This is a genomic window from Ruegeria sp. CDSA141 (genome assembly GCF_059612005.1).
Window position 1 is genome coordinate 14632 of record NZ_JBXWPT010000001.1, and the last position, 25163, is coordinate 39794.

Annotated in this window: 22 protein-coding genes and 1 tRNA gene; 8 read left to right on the top strand and 15 right to left on the bottom strand. The window is 57.6% G+C overall.

All coding sequences use genetic code 11. The annotated features are described in order from the left end of the window. Positions 1 to 54: 54 nt before the first annotated feature. Positions 55 to 483, top strand: coding sequence for a hypothetical protein (locus AC2FLP_RS00070; protein WP_299636448.1), 429 nt, complete (start codon positions 55 to 57; stop codon positions 481 to 483). Beyond that, positions 480 to 1712: an HlyD family secretion protein gene (locus AC2FLP_RS00075; RefSeq protein ID WP_496681562.1), complete on the top strand. Its 1233-nt coding sequence runs from the start codon at positions 480 to 482 to the stop codon at positions 1710 to 1712. Before AC2FLP_RS00070 ends, AC2FLP_RS00075 begins: the two co-directional genes overlap by 4 nt. A gap of 61 nt (positions 1713 to 1773) precedes the next feature. Here AC2FLP_RS00075 and AC2FLP_RS00080 read toward each other — a convergent pair whose 3' ends face one another. The 7 genes from AC2FLP_RS00080 to AC2FLP_RS00110 all read right to left on the bottom strand — a co-directional run bounded on the left by AC2FLP_RS00080 (position 1774) and on the right by AC2FLP_RS00110 (position 9626). Beyond that, positions 1774 to 2919 (bottom strand): iron-containing alcohol dehydrogenase, encoded by a 1146-nt coding sequence (locus AC2FLP_RS00080; RefSeq protein ID WP_496681559.1) that lies wholly within the window; start codon positions 2917 to 2919, stop codon positions 1774 to 1776. 67 nt (positions 2920 to 2986) lie between these two features. Continuing rightward, positions 2987 to 4369: an aldehyde dehydrogenase family protein gene (locus AC2FLP_RS00085; protein WP_496681556.1), complete on the bottom strand. Its 1383-nt coding sequence runs from the start codon at positions 4367 to 4369 to the stop codon at positions 2987 to 2989. 93 nt (positions 4370 to 4462) lie between these two features. After that, positions 4463 to 5815 (bottom strand): glutamine synthetase family protein, encoded by a 1353-nt coding sequence (locus AC2FLP_RS00090; protein ID WP_299895093.1) that lies wholly within the window; start codon positions 5813 to 5815, stop codon positions 4463 to 4465. Positions 5816 to 5905: 90 nt separating this feature from the next. Further along, complete coding sequence (locus AC2FLP_RS00095) at positions 5906 to 6937, bottom strand: TRAP transporter substrate-binding protein (protein WP_299895090.1); 1032 nt, start codon at positions 6935 to 6937, stop codon at positions 5906 to 5908. Between the two features lie 67 nt (positions 6938 to 7004). Further along, a complete protein-coding gene (locus AC2FLP_RS00100) occupies positions 7005 to 8330 on the bottom strand; it encodes a TRAP transporter large permease (RefSeq protein ID WP_299895087.1) in 1326 nt (441 codons plus the stop codon). After that, positions 8330 to 8848: a TRAP transporter small permease subunit gene (locus tag AC2FLP_RS00105; protein WP_496681551.1), complete on the bottom strand. Its 519-nt coding sequence runs from the start codon at positions 8846 to 8848 to the stop codon at positions 8330 to 8332. Before AC2FLP_RS00105 ends, AC2FLP_RS00100 begins: the two co-directional genes overlap by 1 nt. A gap of 16 nt (positions 8849 to 8864) precedes the next feature. After that, on the bottom strand, positions 8865 to 9626 hold the full coding sequence (locus AC2FLP_RS00110) for an N-formylglutamate amidohydrolase (protein WP_254683766.1): 762 nt from the start codon (positions 9624 to 9626) through the stop codon (positions 8865 to 8867). A gap of 127 nt (positions 9627 to 9753) precedes the next feature. On the opposite strand from AC2FLP_RS00110, the gene AC2FLP_RS00115 reads away from it, so the two are divergent. From AC2FLP_RS00115 to AC2FLP_RS00140, 6 genes are all read left to right on the top strand, one after another. Then, positions 9754 to 10626, top strand: coding sequence for a MurR/RpiR family transcriptional regulator (locus tag AC2FLP_RS00115; protein WP_117868212.1), 873 nt, complete (start codon positions 9754 to 9756; stop codon positions 10624 to 10626). 104 nt (positions 10627 to 10730) lie between these two features. Beyond that, positions 10731 to 10804, top strand: a tRNA-Gly gene (locus AC2FLP_RS00120). A gap of 129 nt (positions 10805 to 10933) precedes the next feature. Beyond that, positions 10934 to 12754, top strand: coding sequence for an ABC transporter transmembrane domain-containing protein (locus AC2FLP_RS00125; RefSeq protein ID WP_496681547.1), 1821 nt, complete (start codon positions 10934 to 10936; stop codon positions 12752 to 12754). 159 nt (positions 12755 to 12913) lie between these two features. Next, entirely contained in the window at positions 12914 to 14803 is a 1890-nt protein-coding gene (locus AC2FLP_RS00130) for an acyl-CoA synthetase (protein WP_299895079.1), read from the top strand. A 12-nt stretch (positions 14804 to 14815) separates the two neighbouring features. Then, a complete protein-coding gene (locus tag AC2FLP_RS00135) occupies positions 14816 to 15739 on the top strand; it encodes an alpha/beta hydrolase (protein ID WP_299895076.1) in 924 nt (307 codons plus the stop codon). A 108-nt stretch (positions 15740 to 15847) separates the two neighbouring features. Further along, complete coding sequence (locus AC2FLP_RS00140) at positions 15848 to 16651, top strand: class I SAM-dependent methyltransferase (RefSeq protein WP_299895073.1); 804 nt, start codon at positions 15848 to 15850, stop codon at positions 16649 to 16651. Between the two features lie 23 nt (positions 16652 to 16674). On the opposite strand, the gene AC2FLP_RS00145 is transcribed toward AC2FLP_RS00140, so the two are convergent. The 8 genes from AC2FLP_RS00145 to AC2FLP_RS00180 form a co-directional block, all read right to left on the bottom strand. Continuing rightward, a complete protein-coding gene (locus tag AC2FLP_RS00145; protein WP_299895070.1) occupies positions 16675 to 17511 on the bottom strand; it encodes an alkaline phosphatase family protein in 837 nt (278 codons plus the stop codon). Between the two features lie 154 nt (positions 17512 to 17665). Further along, positions 17666 to 19303 (bottom strand): ABC transporter ATP-binding protein, encoded by a 1638-nt coding sequence (locus tag AC2FLP_RS00150; RefSeq protein ID WP_299895067.1) that lies wholly within the window; start codon positions 19301 to 19303, stop codon positions 17666 to 17668. Beyond that, a complete protein-coding gene (locus AC2FLP_RS00155; protein ID WP_117868219.1) occupies positions 19300 to 20115 on the bottom strand; it encodes an ABC transporter permease in 816 nt (271 codons plus the stop codon). Before AC2FLP_RS00155 ends, AC2FLP_RS00150 begins: the two co-directional genes overlap by 4 nt. Beyond that, complete coding sequence (locus tag AC2FLP_RS00160; RefSeq protein WP_117868220.1) at positions 20112 to 21068, bottom strand: ABC transporter permease; 957 nt, start codon at positions 21066 to 21068, stop codon at positions 20112 to 20114. Before AC2FLP_RS00160 ends, AC2FLP_RS00155 begins: the two co-directional genes overlap by 4 nt. 15 nt (positions 21069 to 21083) lie before the next feature. Continuing rightward, a complete protein-coding gene (locus AC2FLP_RS00165) occupies positions 21084 to 22670 on the bottom strand; it encodes an ABC transporter substrate-binding protein (protein WP_117868221.1) in 1587 nt (528 codons plus the stop codon). 235 nt (positions 22671 to 22905) lie between these two features. Next, positions 22906 to 24009, bottom strand: coding sequence for a DUF4147 domain-containing protein (locus tag AC2FLP_RS00170; protein WP_496681539.1), 1104 nt, complete (start codon positions 24007 to 24009; stop codon positions 22906 to 22908). After that, positions 24009 to 24446 (bottom strand): D-aminoacyl-tRNA deacylase, encoded by a 438-nt coding sequence (gene dtd / locus AC2FLP_RS00175; protein ID WP_117868223.1) that lies wholly within the window; start codon positions 24444 to 24446, stop codon positions 24009 to 24011. Before dtd ends, AC2FLP_RS00170 begins: the two co-directional genes overlap by 1 nt. 42 nt (positions 24447 to 24488) lie before the next feature. Continuing rightward, complete coding sequence (locus tag AC2FLP_RS00180) at positions 24489 to 25157, bottom strand: nitroreductase (protein ID WP_496681537.1); 669 nt, start codon at positions 25155 to 25157, stop codon at positions 24489 to 24491. Positions 25158 to 25163 lie beyond the last annotated feature (6 nt).

Sequence of the window (25163 nt, forward strand, 5' to 3'; positions counted from 1 at the left end):
TGAAATTGTGCTTCAACCCGGTCAAAGAAGTATCAAAATAAACAGGAGGGTAAGGTGACCGCAGCAGACCTTCATCCAATGGCCACAGGGCATATTCCCGGATACGTTGTCGCAGCTGACGGAAGCGATTACCTTTTCTCCGCCATGGTCGTTTTTTTCGTCGTTCTGGTGGTGTTGATCGGTGTCGGATACCTGACACTTCATTCAGTTCCTGAAAAAATGGCCCACGAAAACAATCACCCGCAATTCCAATTGGTGGGTATTCTGGCGCTGCTGGCACTGTTCACACATAATGGGCTTTTCTGGGTTGCCGCTATATTGGTCGCAGGGTTCCAGTTTCCGGATTTTGCCACCCCGCTTAGAAATATTGCCGACGCCATTCGTTCTCTTGGTCAATCTCCTGTTCCGGAACCGGTGCCTGAAACAACGGTACCGGCATCGCCGGATTCCGAAGCCAGCGATGCGCAGGAGCAAACCACATGATCGAGACCATGCTCTGCGCCCTGATAACGGTGCTGCCCGACTATCTGTTCCGCCGGTTCGTTCAGGGTAAGCGGATCGGTCACGAGATTACCTTGTTTACCATGTGGTACGAACTGCGGTGGGGGTTGACCACCTGTGCCATTCTGGCGCTGACCGTGATCACCACGCTGTTTTATTTTCATCCAGCCAGTAAAACCGCGGCGTCCTATTTCCGGACAGTGACCATTCTGCCGCAATTGGGTGGCCGTGTTTCCGAGGTTTTTGTCAAGAACAACGAGCTGGTAACCGCTGGGCAACCGATTTTCCGGATCGAGGATTTTAGTCAGACTGCACAGGTTCAGGCGGCAAATGCGCAGATTGCACAGGTGCAGGCCTCACTTAAAGTTACGGAAACCGACTTGGCCGAGGCCGAAGCTGGAATTGCCGGTGCCAAGGCAGCGCTTGCGCAGTCTCTGGAGGATCTTGAGCGCAACACAACCCTGCGTGACGAAGGTTCAAGCGCGGTAAGGTTGGCCGAGATTGAGAGGCTGGAAAACCTTGTTGCCCAGCGAGAGGCCCAGGTTCTTGCGGCGGAATCCAAACGTGCTGCGGTTGAGCAGCAGATTGAAGAACTGATCCCCGCGCAGCTGGCAAGTGCCATTGCGCAACTGGATGCTGCGCAGACCGAATTGGACAAAACCGTAATCATCGCGGGTGTCACGGGGCGGGTCGAACAGTTCGGCCTGCAGGTCGGTGACTACGTAAGCCCGTTGTTGCGACCTGCTGGTATTCTAGTGCCATCGCACACCGGACATGACCGCTTTCAGGCCGCTTTCAGCCAGCTGTCTGCTCAGGTGATAAAGCCGGGCATGATTGGCGAATTGGGCTGCATGACCAAGCCATTCACCGTGATCCCCACTGTGGTGGTCGAGGTGCAGGATGTCATTCCTTCCGGCCAGATCCGTCCATCGGATGAATTGCGGGACGTGCAGACCAACAGCAATCCCGGCTCGATTCTGGTTTATATGGAGCCGCTATACAAAGGTATGGCCGATGACATTCCACCGGGCAGCAATTGTCTGGCCAATGTCTACACAGACAACCACGAGCGGTTGGAGCACGAGGATCTGGGCTTTTGGGAGGCGGCTTTCCTGCATGTGGTTGACACGATCGGCGTGGTGCATGCGGCCGGTCTGCGTTTGCGTCTGATCCTGATGCCTGTCAACACACTGGTGCTGACCGGGCACTGATCTGGTACAGGCTGCGCAGTTTTGTGGGGCCCGGCAGAAACTCACTGCCGGGCCCTTGGTTTTACAGAGCTGCCTTGAACAGCTGCGTCAGGTTGTCTTTCGTCAACTCAATCGGGTTTCCGCCGCATGAAGGATCGACGATCGCCCCTTCGACAAGCTCTGCGATTGAGGCTTCGGTCGCACCCAGGTCGGACAGAGTGCGGGGGATGCCAAGGCTGTCGTTGAAATCCTGCACGAAGGCGCGGAACCCATCGAAGCCACCGTCGATGTCCAGATATGCCGCGGCTTGCTGGAACCGGTCTGCAATGGCCGGGGCGTTGAAGTCCAGAACAGCGGGCATGCAGACCGCGTTTGTGGTGCCGTGATGGGTGTTGAATACCGCACCAATTGGGTGGCTCATCGCGTGGATCGCGCCAAGGCCCTTCTGGAATGCCGTTGCGCCCATGGCAGCGGCGCTCATCATCTGGGCGCGGGCTTCGATATCGGTACCGTCAGCATAAGCGCGTGGCAAGTACTCCTTCACCAGTCGCATACCTTCCAGCGCGATGCCCTGGCTCATCGGGTGATAATGCGGGCTCGAGAAGGCTTCGACGCAATGCGCGAAGGCGTCCAGGCCTGTTCCTGCCGTGATGAACTTGGGCATTCCGACGGTCAGATCCGGGTCGCAAATCACAACGGTGGGCAGAACCTTGGGATGAAAGATGATCTTCTTGGCATGGGTCTCGGAATTGGTGATGACGCTTGCGCGGCCCACTTCCGACCCTGTCCCTGCGGTGGTCGGAACCGCAATGATTGGCGCGATAACGTCGGCATCGGCACGGGTCCACCAGTCGCCTATATCCTCAAAATCCCAAACGGGGCGGGTCTGACCCGCCATGAATGCGACCATCTTGCCCAGATCCAGCCCGGAGCCGCCGCCAAAGGCGATCACCCCGTCATGGCCACCCGCGTTGTAGGTCGCAACTCCGGCCTCGAGGTTCTTCTCATTCGGGTTGGGGTCCACATCGCTGAACACCCCACGGCCCAGGCCGGCGGCGTCCATGATATCCAGTGTCGCGGTGGTGATGGGCAGATCGGCCAGCCCCTTGTCCGTGACCAGCAATGGCTTCTTCATTCCGGCGGCGGCGCAGGCTTCGGGTAATTCCCTGATGCGCCCGGCTCCGAATTTGATGGCGGTCGGATAGGACCAGTTTCCAACAAGTGTCATGTCAGGTTTCCTTTGCAAAATAAGGCCTGCTTCGGCGAGGGGGTGGGTCCGAAGCAGGCCGTCGTCCTTAGCCCGTTACCTTTTTGAGGTGGTAGGATTTGGGACGTGTCAGGTTGTGATATCCGATCACGGACAGACCGCCGCCGCGCCCGGTATTCTTGCAGCCCGTCCAGCACAGGCCGGGGTCCAGATAGTCGGCGCGGTTCATGAACACAGTGCCCGTTTCAATCCGGTCACCTATCCGCGCCGCACGATCCACATCACGGGTCCACAGGCTGGCGGTCAGGCCAAACTCACTGTCATTCATCAATGCGATGGCCTCTTCGTCGGATGACACTTTCATGATGCCCACCACGGGCCCAAAGCTCTCGTCCCGCATCACGCGCATGTCATGGGTGACATTGGTCAGGATTTGCGGTGTCAGATACGCGCCACCATCGTCTTCAGCGAAGGTGTCGATATGCGCGACCGCGCCGGATGCAACCGCCTCGGCGATCTGTGCTCGCACCTCATCGGCAAAACGCACATTGGCCATCGGTCCAATCGTTGTCTCGGCATCCAGCGGGTTGCCCAGTTTGTACCCCTTCACGATGTCCACCGCCTTGGCGACAAAGTCATCATAGAGGCTTTCGTGGACATAGATCCGCTCAATACCACAACAACACTGGCCCGAATTGAACATCGCACCGTCAATCAGCGTGTCGACTGCGGCATCCAGATCGGCGTCGTCCATGACATAGCCGGGATCCTTGCCGCCCAGCTCGGTGCCGACGCCGGTAAATGTGCCCGCCGCGGCACGTTCCATCGCCTGGCCGCCGCCGACCGAACCGGTGAAGTTCACAAAATCAAACGCGTTACCCGCAATCAGGTCGTTCGTAACATCGTGGTTCAGAAAGACGTTCTGGAACACGTCCTCGGGCACACCCGCCGAATGGAACGCCCTTGCCATGCGCTCGCCCACCAGCAAGGTCTGGGTGGCGTGTTTCAGGACGACCGTGTTGCCCGCGATAAGCGCCGGTGCGACCGTGTTGATCGCCGTCATGTAAGGATAGTTCCAGGGCGCCACCACAAAGACGACCCCGTGCGGGATGCGCTTGATATAACGCTTGAACGTCTCATCCTCGCCCACAGCGATATCTGCCAGGGACGCCTCGGCAATCCTCGCCATGTGGCTTGCGCGTTCGTTGAACCCACCGAACTCACCACCATAACGCACCGGGCGACCCATCATATGGGCCAGTTCGGGCACGATCTCATCGTTCATGGCACCAATGGCGGCCACGCCAGCCATCACAAGATCAATCCGCTCCTGCAACGGACGGGTCGCCCATTCCGCCTGAGCAGCCCGAGCGCGGGCTGCGGCCCCGGAAGCGGCGTCTCGCGACAATACTTCACGTTCGGCAAAAACCGATCCGTCGATCGGCGAGACACATTTCAATATCTGCCCCATTTTCACTCCATTTCCGAAAGAAACAAGAACCCTGCTTCATCTGGCTAAAAATATCCCGGGGGCTGGGGGCAGAGCCCCCAGCACGACCCGAACTCACGCCCGCTCGAACCCGCGGGCGATTTCCCAATCCGTCACCACGCGCTCGAACTCCTCGATTTCGACCTCAGCAGCACGGGTATAGTGGTCGACGACGTCATCGCCCATGGCCGCCCGCAACATGACCGAACCATGCAGGGCATCCCGCGCCGCACGAAGGTTGCCGGGGATCATGCCAGTCTCGCCCTGATAAACGTCCCCTTGGGTGGGTGGCTGCAAGTCCAACTCCTCTTCGATGCCCGCGATCCCTGCCGCCAGCATGCCAGCCATCGCCAGATAGGGGTTCATATCTGAGCCCGGAATCCGGCACTCGACTCGCACAGCTTTGGTGCCGTCTCCGCACAGGCGGAAACCAGCGGTGCGGTTGTCCACTGACCAGATGATCCGCGTCGGCGCGAAGGTGCCTTTCATGAAGCGTTTGTAGCTGTTGATGTAGGGTGCCATGAAACAGGTATAATCCGGGGCGTATTTCAGCAGACCGGCCATGTAGTTCTTCATTAGCGCCGACATGCCCAGCTCGTCAGCGTCATCGTAAAAGGCGGGCTTGCCGTCGGCCCACAGTGACTGATGCACGTGGGATGAACTGCCCACCTTATCGTGATGCCATTTCGGCAGGAAAGTCGCCGCATGACCATGCTGCCACGCGATCTCTTTCACCGCGTTTTTGGCAATCGAGTGGTACTCGGCTGTATCCATGGCGGGCGCGTATTTGATGTTCAGCTCTTCCTGCCCAGTCTCGGCCTCACCTTTGGTGTTCTCAACCGGAATACCCGCATCCCACAGATGGTTGCGGATCGGACGCATCACATGTTCTTCCTTGGTGGTCTGCAGGATGTGATAGTCTTCGTTATAGCCCGATATCGGCGCCAGATCGCGGAACCCTTCCTTGCGGATCTGATCAAAGCTCTTTTCGAACAGGAAAAACTCAAGCTCGGTCGCCGTCATGGCGTCATAGCCCATGGCTTTCAAACGGTTGACCTGCTTTTTCAGGATTGAACGCGGTGCGTGCGGCACTTCCTCATGGGTGTGATGATCCAGCACATCACACATCACCATCACCGTGCCCTCAAGCCACGGCACCGGGCGCAGGGTGCTAAGGTCCGGCTTCATGACATAATCGCCATAGCCCCGCTCCCAACTGGTCGAGGCATAGCCATCGGGTGTCGCCATCTCCAGATCGGTGGCCAGCAGGTAGTTGCAGCAATGGGTCTCTTCCCAAGCGCCTGCCACGAAATGGCCCGCGTGAAATCGTTTGCCCATCAATCGGCCCTGCATGTCCACCATGCAGACCAAAACCGTGTCAACCGAACCCTCGGATACCTGCGTTTTCAGATGTTCGAACGTGAGCATGTGCCACCTTTATCTTTGCCGAGGTCCATCATCGGCCATTCGTCCTGTTTGACCCGCCCCCACGGAAGGGGCAGGTCGCTTGGCCAATTCTTAGCCGTAGCGGTAGGGCCGTCCAGCCTTCAGCATGTCGGCGTTATACTGTTTGAAGATTTCAACAACCTTCGCCTTGGTCTCGGACTCGGCTGCTATCTCATCCCAGAATGCAACGGCGGCCGCCTCGACCGTCGCCCATTCTTCGTCCGGAATCGAGGTCAGCTGCATCTTGTCGCCATTGACGCGCAGGCTGGCTTCACCGCCCCAGTACCACCACTGACGGTAATAGTGCGACTGATCGGTGCAAACGCGGAACAAGGTCTGCAGGTCTTCGGGCAACTCATTCCAGCGATCCATGTTGGCGAAGAACGATCCAGCCCATGCGCCCGAAATGTTGTTGGTCAGGAAGTAGTTGGTCACATCCGCCCAGCCGACAGTGTAGTCTTCGGTGATGCCGGACCATGCGATGCCGTCCAGCTCACCAGTTTGAACCGCGACTTCGATGTCTTCCCAGGGCAGGGTGACCGGCACAACGCCGAACTGAGACAGGAAGCGGCCCGCAGTCGGGAAGGTGAAGACACGCTTGCCCTGCAGGTCAGCGAGACTGTTGATCGGGTCTTTGGTGGCAAAGTGGCAAGGGTCCCACGCACCGGCCGAGATGTGTTTTACACCGACTGCCGAATATTGCTCGTCCCAGATTTCATTCAGGCCGTACTGGTTGAACAGAACCGGCACATCCAAAGAATAGCGTGATGCGAATGGGAAATAGCCGCCGAAAACAGTGACCTCGGTGGGCGACGCCATCGAGTCATCATCCGACTGCACGGCATCAATCGTGCCGCGCTGCATGGCGCGGAACAATTCACCCGTTGGAACCAGCTGATCGGCATAGAACAGCTCGATCTGCATCCGGTCGCCGGCGATTGTGTTGAACATCTTGATGGCGGGGTCGATCACGTGTTCGGCCAACGCCGGGCCGGCATAGGTCTGCATCCGCCATCTGATGGTCGATTGCGCCAGTGCAGGCGTCGCCAGCGCAGCAGCGGGGGCCGCCGCGGCACCTTTCAGAAATGTACGTCTGTTCGTCATTCTCTCTCTCCGTTGGTCAGTTTCAGTTATGCGGGGATTGCCCGCGAAGCCCCGGTTTGATCCAGGATCATTTGTTGTAAACGTATTCGGGCAGCCAGAGCGCGATCTGCGGGAAGGTCATGATAATCGCCAGCGCCAGCGTCATCACCATCACGAAAGGCAGGATTGACCCGTAGATGTCGCGCAGCGAAATCTCTGGCGGTGCCATCGCGCGCATCAGGAACAGGTTATAGCCGAAGGGCGGTGTCATATAGGCGATCTGGGTCGTGATCGTATAGAGCACTCCATACCAGATCAGATCGAATCCCATTGCGCCGACCAGGGGAACGTACAAAGGCGCGACGATCACCAGCATGGCAGTGTCGTCCAGAAACGTGCCCATCAGGATAAAGCTGAGCTGCATCAAGATCAGGATCAGCCAAGGGTTCAGGCCCAGACGTTCGGTAAACAGGTTCTCGATTGCGCGCACCGCGCCCAGCCCGTCGAATACGGCTCCGAACGCGAGCGCGGCGAGGATGATCCACATGAACATACAGGTGATGCCCAACGTTGACCGGACCGAGGTCTCGAATACTTCGCGTGTCATACGGCCTTTGAAAATGGCCGCGGCGAACGCCGTCAAGGCGCCGATGGCCGAGCTTTCGACCAGCGAGGTCCAGCCGTTGACGAAAGGCACCATCATCGCGGCGAATATAGCCAAAGGCAGAAGGCCCGCGCGCAACAGGCGCAGTTTCTCTGCCATGGGCACGTCGCGCTCTTCGGCTGACAGAGCCGGCCCCAAGGCCGGGTTAATGCGGCAGCGGATCACGATATACAGGATGAACATTGCAGCCATCATCAGCCCGGGAAGCAGCCCGGCAAGCCACAGCTGCCCAACCGGCTGGCGCGCGATCATTGCATAAAGAACCAGCACGACGGAGGGTGGCACAAGGATGCCCAGTGATGATCCGGCTTGTATCACCCCGGTCACCATCTTCTTGTCGTACCCACGTTTAAGCAACTCAGGCAGCGCAATGGTCGCTCCGATGGCCATGCCCGCAACACTCAGCCCGTTCATGGCCGAAATCAGCACCATAAGGCCAATCGTGCCAATCGCGAGACCGCCGTTCAGACCGCCCATCCAGACGTGGAACATCTTGTACAGATCGTCTGCGATTTTGGACTCGGCCAAAACGTAGCCCATGAAGATGAACATCGGCAGGGTCAGCAGCGGGTACCATTTCATCAGCTTCATGGCTGCCGAAAAACCAATGTCATAGCCGCCGCGATCCCCCCACAGGAACAGGGCGGCCATCACGGCGACGAAACCAATCGCGCCAAAAACGCGCTGCCCGGTCATTAGCATCAGCATCATGGTCGAAAACATCAGGATGGCGATCAACTCGTAGGACATCAGATCACCTCGCGCGGGATGTCATCGCCCTGGAGGCGCAGAATATCTTTGAACAGTTCCGAGATTGCCTGAAGCAACATCAGGAACAGACCCACGACCATTATGACCTTGATCGGCCACAGATAGGGACGCCACGCCGTCGGGCTGCGTTCACCATATTGCAGCGAATAGCTCAGCGAGTCGTATCCGCCATAAATCATCACACCAAGATAGGTTATCAGGAAAAAGACGGTGATCGCATCCGTCCATGCCCGACGGCGGTCGGACCATTCGCCGTACAGCAGGTCCATGCGGACGTTGGACCCCATCTGGATCGAATAAGGGCCGCCCAGAATGTAGTAGGCGACCATTGCGAACTGGGCCATCTCCAGTGTCCATAGCGATGGCAGAAAGAACGTTTTCGAGATCGAGGACCAGAGCAGGATGCCCATCATGACGAATATTCCGTACATGACAACGCGCCCGATCCAGCGGTTCGCGCGGTCAATGACCGCCACATATCCCCGCATAAAATTCATCTCGATACCTCTGTTCTCATGGTTTCGCCTCTGCGTGCGATATGTCTTTGATGACCGATTGCAGAATTGGCATCAGCAATCCCGCAATGCGATTCACGCCTTTTGGTGAGTCGATCAGATCGTTTCGGACTTCGATCATGACATTTGGAAGCCCACGCCTGATCGCGTGTTCGCGCAACGTGTGTGTGACGCCATCTGTGGCCGAGTAGGGCTCATTCAAAGCCACACGTAGCCCCGAGCCTTCCGAGTGCCGCAGCATGAGTTGTGCGGCGCAGTCGTCTGCATCATGGAGAATTCCCAGCTCTACCGATCTGGGTTGTCCTTTGTAGACAGGCGTGAAGCTGTGGATCGTAAACACAACCGGCGGTTCACGTCGCGAATCCAGCGTAGATGAAACCAGCTGTTTGAACGGTTCATAGACATCGCGAACCCGCTGGGCACGTTGAGCGTCCGTCAGGTTCATGTTTCCGGGAACGGAAAACACTTCGCTGACCTGCGGCATGGCATCTTCGCGTTCGGGCGGACGGTTGCAGTCATAAACCAGCCGACTGACGCGCGAGTGGACAAGCGGCGCATCCAAAGCGCCCATCAGTTCCACCGAAAGGTCCAGCGCGCCGATGTCCCACGCCGCATGAGAAGACGCAGCCACCTCATCCAGCCCCAATCCACCCAGCGCGGCAGGAATAAACCGGCTTGCATGTTCGCATATCAGCACAGCAGGCGCGCGACCGTGCGCATTGAGCACGCGGGCTGCCGGGGCTTCAGTCGGCTGTAGCAATGATGACTCGGTCTCGTGACGCATAGGTAGCATTTGTTACAGCAACTTCTCACCTGTCAAGAAAATTTCTGTAGACAAAATTACAAACAAACATATTCTGTAAAAAATTTAAGAAATGAGAGCGCCAATGGCCACCGTTGCCAAACTTGTCAAACAGCGGATTCAGGATGAGCTGGACGATCTGACACGCTCCGAGCGGCAGTTGGCCTCTGTCCTGTTGCAGGATTATCCGATGGCCGGTTTGCAATCGATCACCAAGCTGGCCGCTGCAGCGCAGGTTTCGACCCCGACCGTTATTCGCATGGCGCGCAAGCTTGGCTTCGACGGGTTCCCGGACCTGCAGGACGCGCTGCGCGAAGAAGTGGCGGCGCAGATCAAAAAGCCGATCTCGAAGCGGGACGCCTGGGTTGTGGATGATGAGGCTGAGCATCCAACAACGCGCTTTGCGCAAGCGGTATGGACCAACATGCGCCACACGCTGGAACGTCTGGACAAAGAGATGTTCGATGCCGTTGCGCATCTTCTGGCAGAGACAGAGCGCCATCTTTATGTCGTTGGTGGCCGCATCACCCGGTCAAACGCGGATTACCTGTTCAATCACATGCAGATCATCCGACCCAATGTGACGATGCTGGGCAATTCGGCGAATGTCTGGCCGCAATACCTTTTGGATATGGATGAATCATCCGTTCTGGTGATCTTCGACATCCGCCGTTACGAGGCGCATCTGGAGAAGCTGGCACAGGTTGCCTCGGGCCGCGGCGTCACCGTTGTGCTGTTTACGGATCAATGGGGGTCACCGATAGGAAAGACCGCCAATTATTCCTTCCACGCGCTGGTTGAGGCACCATCCAGTTGGGATTCGACGATTGCCTTGCAGTTGATTTCAGAAACACTGATTGCAGAAGTGCAGGAGGCACGGTGGGAAGAAAGCAAGGAGCGGATTGAAGAACTGGAACGGTTTTTCTCGTCGACCAGAATATTCCGTAACCAGGACTGAACGTCCGGTAGTGGGCGGCGCAGTTTCCGAAAAAATGCACCACTAAATTTGCCACTTCCGGCTTGACGTGCCCGAACGCATGACTTAACCAGCGCAAACCATTTGCGGGTATAGCTTAATGGTAAAGCCCCTGCCTTCCAAGCAGGCTATGTCGGTTCGATTCCGTCTACCCGCTCCATTCCTTTCATTAAATTCTGCGTCAAATGGCCCTTTCGACCTACCGATTGTGGTCGTGATGCTTGACCATACCTGACTGTACCTCCAAGAAAGCGGTCACTCAGTACCGTTCAGGACACAAAGGCCAGACATGGCAAGACAAACCGTCAGCAAACCAGCAAATGCCGCAGCCCCCGGCGCCTCTGAAGAACGCGCCCGTTCAAAGAAGATTGGGGTGCTGGCCTCGCTTTGGCCGTTCATGAAGCCCTACAAGTTCCTGATGATCGGCGCGACGCTGGCGTTGATTTTGACGGCGAGCATGACCCTGACGCTGCCACTGGCAGTACGGCGCGTCGTTGACAATTTCCGCATTCAGGATGGCGAGCTTCTGGATTGGTATTTTCTGGCCGCGCTCGGCATTGCCGCCGTTCTAGCCGTGGGCACCGGTATTCGGTATGCACTGGTCACCCGTCTGGGTGAACGGGTGGTGGCTGATATCCGCAAGGCGGTGTTTGACCGCGTCATCGGCATGAGCCCGGAATTCTACGAACGCATCATGACAGGTGAGGTGCTAAGCCGGATCACCACTGATACGACGCTGATCCAATCGGTTCTTGGTTCATCCGTGTCCATTGCCCTGCGAAATTTGTTGATGTTCGTCGGTGGGCTGGTTCTGATGCTGCTGACATCTGCCAAACTGACCGGGCTGGTATTGTTGCTGATCCCTGTCGTCATAGTGCCGATTCTCGTTCTTGGCCGCCGCCTTCGCGTGATCAGCCGCGAGAATCAGGACTGGATCGCCGCCTCGTCCGGCAATGCGGGTGAGGCATTGGGGGCAGTGCAGACCGTTCAGGCCTTTTCTCACGAACAAGCCAGCCGTCAGCAATTCGGTGAGATGACCGAGACCTCTTACGGTGTATCGCTGCGCCGCATACAGACCCGTGCGGTCCTGACGGTTATCGTGATCTTCCTGGTCTTCTCGGGTATTGTTGGCGTTCTGTGGATGGGTGCGAACGACGTGCGAAACGGGCTAATGACCGAAGGCGTTCTGATCCAGTTCGTGATCTATTCGATCATCATGGCAGGTTCAGTGGCAGCCCTGTCCGAAATTTGGAGCGAACTTCAGCGCGCCGCAGGTGCCACCGAGCGTCTGGTCGAGTTGCTGCATGCAGAAGATACTGTCACCGACCCTGCCAATCCTAAAGCGCTGCCCAAAGACATTCAGGGCGAAATCCGGTTTGAAGACGTCAGCTTCCGCTACCCGGCGCGCCCCGATACAGTTGCACTGGATCATCTCTCGCTTTTGGTGAAACCCGGCGAGACGGTCGCATTTGTCGGGCCATCGGGTGCGGGAAAAACAACCGTGATTCAACTGATCCAGCGCTTCTATGATCCAAATTCGGGTCGCGTGACGCTGGATGGCCTTGATCTGCGCGACCTTGACCGGTCAGACTTCCGCCACCACATGGCTTTGGTGCCTCAGGATCCTGTGATCTTTGCTGCGTCCGCGCGTGAAAACATCCGCTTTGGGCGTCAGGACGCCTCGGATGCAGAAGTCGAATCTGCCGCGCGTGCCGCTGCCGCGCATGACTTTATCGCGGCCTTGCCAGAAGGATATGACAGCTTTGTCGGCGAACGGGGTGTCATGCTGTCCGGCGGGCAGAAGCAACGTATCGCCATTGCCCGCGCAATCCTGCGCGACGCGCCGGTTCTGCTGCTGGACGAGGCGACTTCGGCGCTGGATGCGGAAAGTGAACGCGCAGTGCAAGGTGCTGTGGACAAGATGCGTGCCGGGCGCACGACCCTGATCGTTGCGCATAGATTGGCAACTGTGAAAAAAGCCGACCGCATCGTTGTGCTGGAAGAAGGCCGCATCGTAGCGCAAGGCAGCCACGAGGATCTGGTGTCTCAGGACGGGCTGTATGCACGCCTTGCGCGCCTGCAGTTCACCGATGGTGTCGCCGCCGAATAAGAGTGACGCTCCGGCATTTGCGAATTCGCCGTAGCGTCATTCTACATTTTACCCCCCTTGAAGGCTAAGGCCTCGCTTGCGCGAGGTTTGTTTTGCTTCCATCTTGGTCGCGAATAACAAGCCCGCGCAAAACGCGGGAGAATATACGGGAGGAACCACATGGCCTTTGTGGGATTGGAAGACAAGAAGCGTATGGAACAGGAAATGCCGTGGGAGGATCGGGATTTGCCTGTCACCTTCCATCAGCTTTTGTCGCGCACGGCAGGGAAGTTTCCCAACCATAATGCCATGAGTTTCCAACTGTTCTCGGGCCCGAACGACAAGGCCGAGACCCTGACCTGGTCGCAACTTTTGGCTCAGGTCAATCAGGCGGCTAACCTGTTCCGCTCGCTGGGTGTGGGCGAAAAAGACGTGGTTGCTTATGTGCTGCCCAATTGCAATGAGACATTGGTCACACTGATGGGCGGTGCGGTCGCGGGGATCGTGAACCCGATCAATCCCCTGCTTGAACCGGAACAGATCGCCGCGATCCTGCGCGAGACCGGCGCCAAGGTCGTGGTGACGCTGAAATCCTTCCCGAAAACAGATGTCGCCCAGAAGGTCGAGGAAGCGGTGCGCCACGCACCCAAGGTCAATACCATTCTGGAAATTGACCTGAACCGGTATCTGACCCCGCCCAAATCATGGCTGGTGCCGTTCCTGCGCCCCAAGATGGGCGACAAGGAAAAGCTCGCCCATGCGGATTACAAGAACTTCCACACTGAATTGGCCAAACAGCCGACGACGCTGACTTTTGAAGACAGCAAGGAAGATCGTGTCGCCTGTTACTTCCATACCGGTGGCACCACAGGTATGCCGAAGGTGGCGCAGCACAAGTATTCCGGCCTGATCTACAACGGCTGGTTGGGAAGCACGCTTCTGTTTGACGAAAACGACGTCATCATGTGCCCGCTGCCCATGTTCCACGTTTTCGCGGTGCACGTGATTGTGATGGCAGCCGTTTCATCCGGTGCCCATGTGGTTTTCCCGACACCACAGGGATATCGCGGCGACGGGGTGTTCGACAATTTCTGGAAGCTGATCGAGCGTTGGAATGTGAGCTTTATCATTACCGTGCCAACTGCGATTTCAGCCAAGATGCAACGCCCGGTCGATGCCGATATCTCAAGCGTAAAAACGGCCTTCTCGGGCTCGGCCCCGCTGCCGGTGGAACTGTTCCGCCGGTTTGAAGAAGCCACCGGCGTCACCATTGTCGAAGGGTATGGTCTGACAGAAGCAACGTGCTTGGTCTCGTGCAATCCAGTGGACGGCGAGAAAAAGATCGGATCGATCGGTATTCCGTTTCCTTATACAGACGTCAAAATCCTGCAGGACGGGCCGGACGGACCGACCGAATGCGGGACTGATCAAATCGGTGAGATCTGTATCTCGAACCCAGGTGTCTATGCGGGAAATACCTACACCGAGGCCGACAAGAACGTTAACCTGTATCACTTCGATGAGTACCTGCGCACAGGTGATCTGGGGCGCTTCGACGAAGATGGGTATCTGTGGATCACCGGTCGGGCGAAGGACCTGATCATTCGTGGCGGTCACAATATCGATCCTGCTGAGATCGAAGAGGCTTTGCTGGGCCATGAAACCGTTGCTTTTGCCGGTGCTATCGGCCAGCCGGATGCGCATTCCGGTGAAGTTCCCTGCGCCTTTGTCGAACTGGTCGAGGGCGCATCGGTCACCGAAAAAGAGTTGATGGATTACTGCAAGGTTCACGTGCATGAACGCGCGGCGCAACCCAAGCACATGACCATTCTGGATGAGCTGCCCAAAACTGCCGTTGGCAAGGTGTTCAAGCCTGATCTTCGGAAACAGGCTATCACTCGTATCTACAACGGCGCTCTCGAGGATGCTGGTTTAGCGGCACGGGTGGTTTCTGTCATCGATGACAAGAAGCGCGGCCTGGTCGCGCAGCTTGACGCGAACGGATCTTCGGAAGACGATGTTGCTAAAGTGCTGGGGGTATACACCCGGCCATGGGAGTGGTCTGAATAAGCCGGAGGGACAATGGACTATGAACGCCTGATCGACGAAGAAACCTGGGCGTTCATACGTCGCACGGCCGAAAGCTATCCTGATGACGCGGTACAGTTGTCGATTGAGGATCAGCGCCGTGTCTATGACACCATGTGTCAGGACTTTCGCCAACCACGCCCGGCTGGCGTGGAAACAGAGGACAGGGCGGCCGATGGTGTTCCGGTTCGTATCTACTCTGCCGGGCAACCAACCCGAACAGTCGTCTATTTTCATGGTGGCGGTTTCGTTGTTGGTGGTCTCGAAAGCCACGACGATGTTTGCGCTGAGTTATGCGTCCAAACCGGGTACCGGGTCGTCGCCGTCGATTACCGGCTGTGCCCTGAACATGTGCACCCGGCACAGTTTGATGACTGTTGGACGGCTGCGAACTGGGCTGCAAGCGAATACGGTGACCCGCTGATATTGGCCGGTGACAGCGCCGGTGGAAATCTAGCTGCCGCTGTTTCCCATCACGCGCGCGAGCGTTTGGACGGGATCCTGGGGCAGGTGCTGATCTACCCGGGCCTCGGTGGGGACCCCAGTCAGGGGTCCTACACGGAACATGCCCAGGCCCCCTTGCTGACGTTGTATGAAATCAAGTTTTATGAAACCGTCCGATACTCGGGCGTTCAGCCCAAGGGCGATCCAACCTATGCTCCGTTGCAGGACATTGACTTTTCAAACCTGCCGCCGACCGTGGTTGTAACGGCTGATTGCGATCCGCTGCGAGACGACGGGCAGGTTTATTGCAGGCGGATCAACGCGGCGGGCGGGCGGGCCCACTGGATCAACGAATCCGGTCTTGTTCACGGCTATCTGCGCGCGAGAACCTCGGTGAAACGTGCGGCTGACAGTTTCGAACGTATTTCGGTTGCGATAGAAGCGCTGGGGCAGGGGATTTGGTCCTACGACTAATGCAGCGAATGTCTCGGCAATTGTGCTCGAAAGCCCGGTACGTTCACAACCCAACAAACCGTTAGGCTGTGGTATAATCTCTTGGAATTTCCAAGGAGACTTTAGGTTATGACCGACCCCTTCCAGAACGTTGATGCCGCAGGGCCTGAATTCATCAAGTTGTTTGCGGATTCAATGGACCAACGGCAAGCGGACCCGACCATGGAACGGATCGTTGCTGCGTATCTGGATCATCTGCATGTGACGCGGGCGTCCACAGTTGTAGAGGTCGGTGCGGGTGCAGGCGCCGTAACGCGTCGCATCGCATCACGCTGCCACCCGGCAGAAGTTGTCGGGTTTGAACCCTCGAAAGGGTTTGTCTCGGAAGCCAGCGATCGGGCTAAAGAGTATTCGAACCTGACGTTTAAGGTGGCGGACGGTGCCGCGCTGCCTTTGGAAGATGATGCCGTCGATGCGGTCATTATGCATACGGTGCTAACGCATGTGGAAGATCCCGAATCTCTGGTTGCCGAGGCTTTCAGAGTGCTTAAACCTGATGGTTTGTTGATTGTGTGTGACGCTGATTTTTCCAAAGCGACGTTCAGCTCTTTTCCAAATGATCCACTGGATATCTGCGCAAAAGAGTTCGTCCGCGAGTTTGTGACCGATCCCTTTGTCGTCGCAAAACTCAGGCCAATGATTGCCGATGCCGGACTTTCTGTTAGGCACTTTGACGTTCAGAGCAGAGTTGTATCAACACCAGAGCACATGTTGCCTTGGGTCGACCTGACCACCAAGCAAATGTACGAGCGAGGTGACATCGGAAAAGAATTGGCGGCGGGGCTTGTGGCCGAGCACGAAAGACGTGCTCGAAACGGGTCACTTTACGGATATCAGGTGTTTGCGACAATGGTGGCCGCAAAGGCCACATAAGCGACCCCGAAGCTGCATGCGCATTACCGCAGAAACGGTTCGGCCTTCATTGTCTCTGCAATGGGGGCACCTATCCGGCTCAGGATGGTCGGGGCCAATTGCAACTGGTTTATGACGGTCTCAGAGTCTGGCCCTTCGGCGTCGCCGAAATAATACAGCGCCGTTTCCTGTTGCAGCGGGCTGCGTCCACCGTGGTGCCCACGCTCGTCTTGGCCGTGATCCGCCGTGACGACCACTTCATATCCCAACTGGCGCCAGCGGGGGATGAAAGGGGCCAGCATCTCGTCGGCGACAAAGCAGGCGTGATCCATTTCTTCACAATCGTGGAAGAAACGGTGGCCCATACTGTCCAGCGTGCAGGTGTGCAGAATGCCATAGTCCAGCCCGAACCGCAGGCACAGATTGGTCAGAGTGGCATACAGGTCGACATCGGATGGCGTCATCTGATTGGCTTTGCCATAGCCGGTCATGCTGTGAAAACGGCCATGGTTGATCGTCCGGCTTTCGGGTTCGTCATATTCGATGTCGCGGACGTAATCAAAGGGATGACGGTTGAAGAACTGCGACCAGTAGCTGTGTGTCACCGCTCCGGTCACACCACCGGATTCACGCACCTGACTAAAGACGTCCTTGTGGTTCAGCCGGAAGACGTTTCCATTCCCGGTGCAGCCGTGCTCTTGCGGCGTCACGCCTGTGTGGATCGACGCATAGCAACTGGCCGATGTCGAAGGCAGCACCGCGCGCAGTTTCCAGACACGCGCTTCGCCGCTGTCGACCCAGCCTTCGAGATTGCCGAACAGGCGGCGAAAATTGCGATAGGGGACACCGTCCAGAATGATGAGAAGTAGCTTGCGGTCCATGTCGAGGCCCTTTGAGAGACATTGCGTTCCGGCGACCCTAGGAGATTCGACGTCCATCGGCTGCCACTTTGCGCCCCCAATAGCAAAATCCCGACACCTGTCATCAGACAAAGTGCCGGGATTTCAAACCGCCATTGAATTGTCGCGAACCGGATCAGTTCCCGGCGCTTTCCATCTTGCGATGGGCGACAACTTCCTCGAGCCAGCCCAGGTGCATTTCAGGCACCGAACTGAGCAGCAGGTCGGTATAATCGTCGAAAGGCGGGCTCAGCACCTGACTCTTTGAGCCATAACGGGCCACGCGACCCTGATACATCACCGCGATGCTGTCGCTGATCGCGCGGACCGTCGCCAGATCGTGGGTGATGAACAGATACGCCACATCCTCGATCTTCTGTAAGTCCAGCAACAGTTTCAGGATGCCGTCCGCCACCAGCGGATCCAGCGCTGAAGTGACCTCGTCACAGATGATCATCTTGGGCTTTGCCGCCAGCGACCGCGCGATACAGACACGCTGTTTCTGGCCGCCAGACAGTTCCGCAGGATAGCGGTCGATGAATTTTTCACCCAGCTCGATCTCATCCAACAACTCGATGATCCGTTTGCGCTTCTCAGCGCCGCGCATGTTGAAATAGAACTCCAACGGGCGGCCGATGATGGTGCCGACGGTCTGGCGTGGATTCATTGCCACGTCTGCCATCTGATAGATCATCTGCAACTCGCGCAGATCCTCGCGAGACCGTCCCGCAAGGTTCGGCGAAAGTGTGCGCCCGGCAAAATTGATCTCACCATCGCGCGGCGGCAACAGGCCGGTGATAACCCGGGCCAGTGTTGACTTGCCCGAACCGGATTCGCCAACGACCGCCAGCGTCTGTCCCGGATGAAGTTCGACATTGACGTTGTGCAGCACGTCGAAGTTCAGCCCCTTGTAGCGTGCCGTGATGCCTTCGACGGTGAGCAGCGGTTGCGGCGTGGGCTGTTTTTCTTCGTGCTCGATTGAACGAACCGAGACCAAAGCCTGCGTATACTCTTCCTGCGGGTTGTTGATGATCTGGTCGGTGCTGCCGTATTCGACTGTATCACCCATCCGCAAAACCATGATATCGTCGCTGACCTGCGCGACAACGGCCAGGTCATGCGTGATGTACAAAGCGGCAACGCCGGTATCGCGAATGGCATCCTTGATTGCCATCAGAACGTCGATCTGGGTGGTCACATCAAGCGCTGTGGTCGGTTCGTCGAACACCACCAGATCAGGTTCGGGGCACAGAGCCAGAGCGGTCATGCAACGCTGCAACTGACCGCCTGAGACCTGGTGCGGATAACGGCTGCCGATGTTGTCAGGATCGGGCAATCCCAGCTTGGCGAACAGTTCGCGCGCGCGGCCTTCGGCCTCTTTGCGGCTGAACTTCTTGTGCTCAACCGCGGCTTCGACAACCTGATCCATGATCTTCTTGGCCGGGTTGAACGACGCGGCAGCGGATTGCGAGACATAGGCAACCTCACCCCCGCGCAGATTGCGGATATCGCCATGCGATGACTTCAGGACGTCACGTCCGTTGACCCAGACTTCGCCGCCGGTGATTTCAACGCCACCCCGGCCATAGGCCATTGATGCGAGACCGATTGTGGATTTCCCAGCACCGGATTCACCGATCAGGCCCAACACCTTGCCGCGCTCGAGGTCAAAACTGACCCCGTGCACGATTTCGATGTCATGGGGTTTCTCACCCGGTGGGTAAACGGTTGCACCGATCTTGAGGTCGCGGACCTTGAGAAGGGTATCACTCATCCCCGGCCTCCTTTCAGCGATGTGGTTCGGTTCAGGATCCAGTCAGCCACAAGGTTGACCGAAATCGCCAGCGTCGCGATGGCGACAGCCGGGTACAGCGCCGCGCCAATGCCATAGACGATGCCATCTTTGTTTTCCTTCACGATGCCACCCCAGTCGGCCAGTGGGGGCTGTACGCCTAGGCCCAGGAAGGACAGGGTAGAGATGAACAGCACCATGAAGATGAACCGCAGTCCAAACTCGGCCACCAATGGGGACAATGCATTCGGCAGGATTTCCCGGAAGATGATCCAAGCCCGTCCCTCACCGCGCAGTTTTGCGGCTTCGACGTAATCCATCACGTTGATATCCACGGCAACGGACCGCGACAGGCGATAGGGGCGTGTCGCATCCAGAAGGCCCATGACAAGGATCAGGATCGGAACAGTGACCGGAACGATGGCCAGAATGACCAGCGCGAGGATCAGGGTCGGGATCGACATGATCAGATCGACTGTCCGGCTGAGCGCCTGATCCGCCCAACCGCCCAGAACGGCGGCCAGCAAACCGAGCGAGGTACCGGTCAGAAAGCTGAGCAATGTCGCGGCGGCGGCAATGAAGATCGTCGTGCGCCCGCCATAGATCATGCGGGTCAGCAGGTCACGGCCGATATTGTCAGTACCCAGCAGGTGCTCGGCACTGGTCGGCTCCCATACATCGCCGACCACTTCCGCCATCCCGTAGGGCGCGATCAACGGGGCAGCGATTGCCACGAAGAAATAGGCGCCGGTGAACATAAGGCCAATCAGAGCCGAAATAGGAATGTTCTTCATTTCGGATGCCTCAGTCTTGGGTTTGCAAGGATCGAGACGATATCCGCGACCATGTTCAGGCCGATGTAAACAGCCGCGAACACCACGCCGCAGGCCAGAACGACCGGCACGTCACGCTTGGTCACGGCGTCCACAAGGTACTGCCCCATGCCGGGATAGACGAAGACAACTTCGACCACGACAACGCCGACAACCAGATAGGCGAGGTTCAGCATGACGACGTTCACGATGGGCGAGATTGCGTTGGGAAAGGCATGCCGCGCGATGACCTGAAATGTGCTCAGGCCCTTAAGCTCTGCCGTTTCGATATAAGCGGATTGCATCAGGTTCAGAATTGCAGCCCGGGTCATACGCATCATCTGCGCCAGCACCACAAGTGTCAGAACAAATGCCGGCAAGGCGACGGCGTACAGTTTCTGGCCGATGGACATGGAATCATTGACCATGGCAAGCGAGGAAAACCATCCCAGTTTGACTGAGATGTAATAGATCACAACGTAGCCGATCAGAAACTCGGGGATCGATACCGTCGTCAATGTGATGGCGGAAATCAGCTTGTCTGGCCAGCGATTGCGGTACCTGACGGCCAGCAGCCCAAGGAAAATCGCTAGTGGAACCGAAACGATTGCCGCAACACAAGCCAGGAAAAGCGTGTTGCCGAGGCGTTTTCCGATGCTCTCAGAAATATCAAGCTTGTTGGTAAGCGATTGACCAAGGTCGCCCTGAACAATGCCTCCCAGCCATTCGAAATAGCGGGTCAGGGCGGGGCGGTTCAGGCCCATTTCTTCGCGGAGGTTAGCCAAGGCCTCGGGGGTTGCGGACTGCCCCAGGACGGCTTGCGCGGCGTCTCCGGGAAGAGCTTCGGTCAGGCCAAAAATCAAGGCCGAAGCGCCAAACAGCAATAGGATTCCCAGCGCGAGGCGCTGGGAAACCAATTTGATGATAGGATGCATTATCCGTGGCCCGTCTTAGACGAACCACATTTTGCGGGACATGTTGCCGTTCATCATCTCTTGCGTCGGGTCGCTTTCCCAGCCGTCCAGTTGGTTGCTGACACCTTCGACAAAGTCGTTGAACATCGGGCAGATCAGGCCGCCTTCGTCGCGGACCATTCTGCCCATCTGGCTATAGATGCCCTTGCGTTTTTCAACGTCCAGCTCCGCCTTTGCCGCGAATAGCATGTCATCGAACGCCTGAACCTTGAACCGAGTGTCGTTCCAGTCTGCGGTTGATAGATACGCGGTCGAGTACATCTGGTCCTGAACCGGACGGCCGCCCCAGTAGGAGGCACAGAAAGGTTGCACGTTCCAAACTTCGGACCAGTATCCGTCATTGGGTTCACGCTTGATCTCAAGCGGAATTCCGGCCTGCGCCGCCGTCTGTTGGAACAGCGCTGCGGCATCCACAGCACCCGGGAAGGCACCGTCAGCAACACGAAGGATAATCGGCGAGCCGTCATGACCGGACTTCTTGTAGTGCTCGGCGGCTTTTTCCACGCTGAACTCGCGCTGTTCGATGGTCTCATCAAACAGTGGGTAGGCGGCGTTGATCGGCATATCATTCCCGATCGAGCCATAGCCGCGCAGTACCTTATCCACCAGATCCGTACGGTTGATTGCGTATTTCAGTGCCGTGCGCAGTTCGTTGTTGTCGAACGGAGCCGTGTCGCAATGCATGATGAAGACATAATGTCCGCGACCCGCTGTTGAATGCACCGTCAGGTTTGGCGCGCGCCCCAGTAAGTCGGCTACTTTGGGTTCTACGCGGTTAACGGCGTGCACCTGACCGGACTGCAGCGCTGCAGTACGTGCGGTCGCATCGTTGATGACAACCACTTCGACGCTGTCAAAGTTGCCGAAATCGCTGTTCCAGTGGTTTTCGTTCTTGGTGAACAGGTGACGGACACCGGGCTCGTCAACTTCCAGTTTGTACGGACCAGTGCCGATCCCAGCCGCCGGGTTATCCATGCCGCCGTCCGGCTGAATGATCAGGTGGTAGTCCGCCATCAGATAAGGCAGGTCGGCGTTCGCTTCGGTCAGAGTGACCTGGAAGTTGTCGCCGTCGGCCTTCATTGACTCGATGCCCTTCATAATGCCGAGGGCACCAGATTTGGAGTCTTCGTTCGAGTGGCGCTGCATGGTCTTCAGCACGTCCTCGCTGGTCATAGTCTTGCCATTGTGGAACTCGACACCCTGACGCAGTTTGAAGGTCCAAACCTTGGCGTCCGCGCTGCCTTCGACGCTTTCAGCCAGGCGCGGCTCGATGGTCCCATCAGGTGCAACTTCTACAAGCTGGTCGCCGAATTGCTTGCCGTTCTGGAACGGAACCGAGCTGGCATAGGTTGCGGGATCCAGCGAGTTTGTGGACTCGCCACCCTGAAGGCCAAACTTCAGGTCGCCGCCCTTTTTCGGGCCAGCTGCGCGTGCTGCGTCGGCGAACATCGTGCTGGCCACGGCAGCCGAAACGCCCAGGGCCGCGGCTTTCCCCATGAATTCGCGGCGGGTCATTTTTCCGGCTGTGACCTGACCGGCCATATGCGTGATTTGTTCGTTCATTTAGTGATCTCCCTATCGAGTGGTTCCAGCCCTTTTCGGGCTTTTGTTGACGCATGAGTCAACGTTGGCTTATTTCCGCGGACCGGGCAAGGACATTTCTCCTAAATACCGATGGCCGAAGCCCTCTCTTTCTTGCCCGGTGTGCGGCAATTGCTGATTGGGTGTTCAGGTGCAGTCTGCATTTCCGAGTAGTTTCCGGTCGATTGCGGGTCAAGGTGGCATGATAAGCGTCAATTCATCCACGTATCGCGACAACCAGGTCCATGACATTGGTGCCGGTTGGCCCTGTTATCAGCAAAGCATTGGCTTTTTCCAGGAAAGACCCGCTGTCGGCTTTTCGAAGCGCGCGATCTGCGCCATCACCCCAGGTTGCGCCTGTTATGATTCCTCCCGCCGCATTTGTCGGACCGTCCGTGCCGTCGGTGCCGCCCACGACCACCGCAAGATCTGTTTGGCCTGAAATCTCTTTGGCCAAGGCAAGCGCAAGGGCCTGATTTCTGCCGCCACGCCCCGGGTGATCAGGCAAAACCACGGTCGGTTCTCCGCCAAAGATCATCACTCCCTTTTTCATTTCGCGCAGCATGGGCCCAAGACACGCCGCGACCTGCAAATAGTCGTCGTGCAGGGCCTCATTATTGGTCAAGACGCCCAACCCCGCCGTTTCCGCTGCTTTGGCAGCCGCATTGCGGGCATGCGCGTTCGAAGCAACGATCCGGGTGGTGGCCGCAAAGGAATGTTTATCAGGCAATGCTCCGATTCCCGATCCGATGACATTCAGGTCGTCTCCGGGCACATCCGAAATCGCCAGAACAGTGGCGCGGTTTCCGGCGAAATGGGACAGCAGACCGCCGCCCTTGATACGCGACAGCTTGCGCCGCTCGGCATTCATCGCGCGAATATCCAGCCCTTTGGACAGCAGTTTGCGGTTTAACCCCTCGAGGTCATCAAGTGATGTTCCGGGAAGTAGGTCCTCGGCCAGGGATGACGCGCCGCCCGAAACCAGCAGCAGCACATGTGATCCGGGTTCCATTTGTTCCATGGCCAAGCGCAGAGCACGCCCGCCCGCCAGGCTGCGGTCGTCCGGAACGGGGTGTGACGCTTCAATCACCTCGACCCCACCCGGCAGGTCGCGGCCATGGTCGTCTTTGGTGACCACAAGCGTGGGGATAGCGCCAAATTGCGCCAGCGCAGCCCGCGCCATGGCTGCGGCTGGTTTGCCCACGGCCAGAATACGGTCGGGTTTCGGGACATCAGGCAAGGCGGCTTGGGTGGCCTGATACCCGCCGACGGCCTCAACCCCGGCCTGCCACAACCTGACGGCTTGCTTCTCAATATCCATCAATTCTCCACCCAGATCGTGACTGGCCCATCATTTACAAGCTCAACCGCCATGTCCGCGCCGAACTGTCCGGCTTCCACTGCAATCCCCTGCGCGGCAAGGTGCTCTGCGAAGACCGTGTACAACTGCTCTCCCAGCTCAGGCGGGGCTGCGTTCGAAAATCCGGGGCGATTGCCGCCGGAGGTGTCCGCCGCCAATGTGAACTGGCTGACCACCAAAGCAGAGCCTTCAACATCCAGAAGCGAGCGGTTCATCTTGCCGGCGTCGTCCTTGAAAATCCGCAGTTTCGCGGTTTTCTCGGCCAGTTTTTCTGCCTGTGCCTTGCTGTCGCCCTGCATGGCACAGACAAGAATCATGAGCCCAGGGCCGGTTGTGCCTATGACGGTGCTTCCGACTGACACTTTGGCCTGTGTCACCCTTTGCAGCAATGCGCGCACTTGGTTCCTCCCCCGAAACGTTGAGCCTGCCTGAGCGACGGTTTAGCCGCGCCAGTCCACAAAGTCACCCAATGCCGCGCGCTCCGTACGGAAGCTGTTTGCAGGATGATCCATATCCGAATAGCCAAAGGAAATTGCGAACAGGATCAGCCGGTCATCGGGGATCTGAAAATACTGATGCAAAAAAGGACTATATGTGGCCAATGCCGCTTGCGGGATGGTTGCCACGCCCAAAGCCTGAGCAGCGAGCGCAAAAGCCGTGACAAAGCCGCCGCAATCCATTGCACCATATGGTCCAAGCTCTGCCGGGCTTGAGATGATGGCACAATGTGGTGCGCCAAACAGGGCAAAGTTCTGCATCATTTGCTGGGCCGATTCCTCGCGGTTCCCCCGTTTTACGCCAACCGCGTCGTAGAGTGCCCAGCCGCACGTCCGGCGACGGTCTTTGTACACGCCGGAGTAAGACGTGGGAAATGGAAGATCCGGGGCCGGTGTGCCGTTTTCCGCCTCGTTTAGCATCGCGTCGCGGAACCTGTCGGTTTCGTCTCCGCTGGTGATGATCAGTTGCCAAGGTTGCGCGTTGCACCAGCTTGGCACCCGGGACGCGCTGGTCACGATCTGCGCGATCTGTTCTTGCGGTACCGGGTCCGGCAGAAAGGCCCGGCAGGAATGACGTTTGTCCAGCAAGGCATTCAATTCAGCAATCGACACATGGAC

What these genes read in the sequence shown, in the direction of transcription:
- AC2FLP_RS00125 (WP_496681547.1), top strand. Translation starts at nt 10,934, where the DNA reads ATGGCAAGACAAACCGTCAGCAAACCAGCAAATGCCGCAGCCCCCGGC.
- AC2FLP_RS00150 (WP_299895067.1), bottom strand. Translation starts at nt 19,303, where the DNA reads ATGAGTGATACCCTTCTCAAGGTCCGCGACCTCAAGATCGGTGCAACC.
- AC2FLP_RS00130 (WP_299895079.1), top strand. Translation starts at nt 12,914, where the DNA reads ATGGCCTTTGTGGGATTGGAAGACAAGAAGCGTATGGAACAGGAAATG.
- AC2FLP_RS00145 (WP_299895070.1), bottom strand. Translation starts at nt 17,511, where the DNA reads ATGGACCGCAAGCTACTTCTCATCATTCTGGACGGTGTCCCCTATCGC.
- AC2FLP_RS00090 (WP_299895093.1), bottom strand. Translation starts at nt 5,815, where the DNA reads ATGCTCACGTTCGAACATCTGAAAACGCAGGTATCCGAGGGTTCGGTT.
- AC2FLP_RS00135 (WP_299895076.1), top strand. Translation starts at nt 14,816, where the DNA reads ATGGACTATGAACGCCTGATCGACGAAGAAACCTGGGCGTTCATACGT.
- AC2FLP_RS00170 (WP_496681539.1), bottom strand. Translation starts at nt 24,009, where the DNA reads ATGGATATTGAGAAGCAAGCCGTCAGGTTGTGGCAGGCCGGGGTTGAG.
- AC2FLP_RS00115 (WP_117868212.1), top strand. Translation starts at nt 9,754, where the DNA reads ATGGCCACCGTTGCCAAACTTGTCAAACAGCGGATTCAGGATGAGCTG.
- AC2FLP_RS00165 (WP_117868221.1), bottom strand. Translation starts at nt 22,670, where the DNA reads ATGAACGAACAAATCACGCATATGGCCGGTCAGGTCACAGCCGGAAAA.
- AC2FLP_RS00160 (WP_117868220.1), bottom strand. Translation starts at nt 21,068, where the DNA reads ATGCATCCTATCATCAAATTGGTTTCCCAGCGCCTCGCGCTGGGAATC.
- AC2FLP_RS00085 (WP_496681556.1), bottom strand. Translation starts at nt 4,369, where the DNA reads ATGGGGCAGATATTGAAATGTGTCTCGCCGATCGACGGATCGGTTTTT.
- AC2FLP_RS00155 (WP_117868219.1), bottom strand. Translation starts at nt 20,115, where the DNA reads ATGAAGAACATTCCTATTTCGGCTCTGATTGGCCTTATGTTCACCGGC.
- AC2FLP_RS00080 (WP_496681559.1), bottom strand. Translation starts at nt 2,919, where the DNA reads ATGACACTTGTTGGAAACTGGTCCTATCCGACCGCCATCAAATTCGGA.
- AC2FLP_RS00100 (WP_299895087.1), bottom strand. Translation starts at nt 8,330, where the DNA reads ATGTCCTACGAGTTGATCGCCATCCTGATGTTTTCGACCATGATGCTG.
- AC2FLP_RS00140 (WP_299895073.1), top strand. Translation starts at nt 15,848, where the DNA reads ATGACCGACCCCTTCCAGAACGTTGATGCCGCAGGGCCTGAATTCATC.
- AC2FLP_RS00075 (WP_496681562.1), top strand. Translation starts at nt 480, where the DNA reads ATGATCGAGACCATGCTCTGCGCCCTGATAACGGTGCTGCCCGACTAT.
- AC2FLP_RS00105 (WP_496681551.1), bottom strand. Translation starts at nt 8,848, where the DNA reads ATGAATTTTATGCGGGGATATGTGGCGGTCATTGACCGCGCGAACCGC.
- AC2FLP_RS00095 (WP_299895090.1), bottom strand. Translation starts at nt 6,937, where the DNA reads ATGACGAACAGACGTACATTTCTGAAAGGTGCCGCGGCGGCCCCCGCT.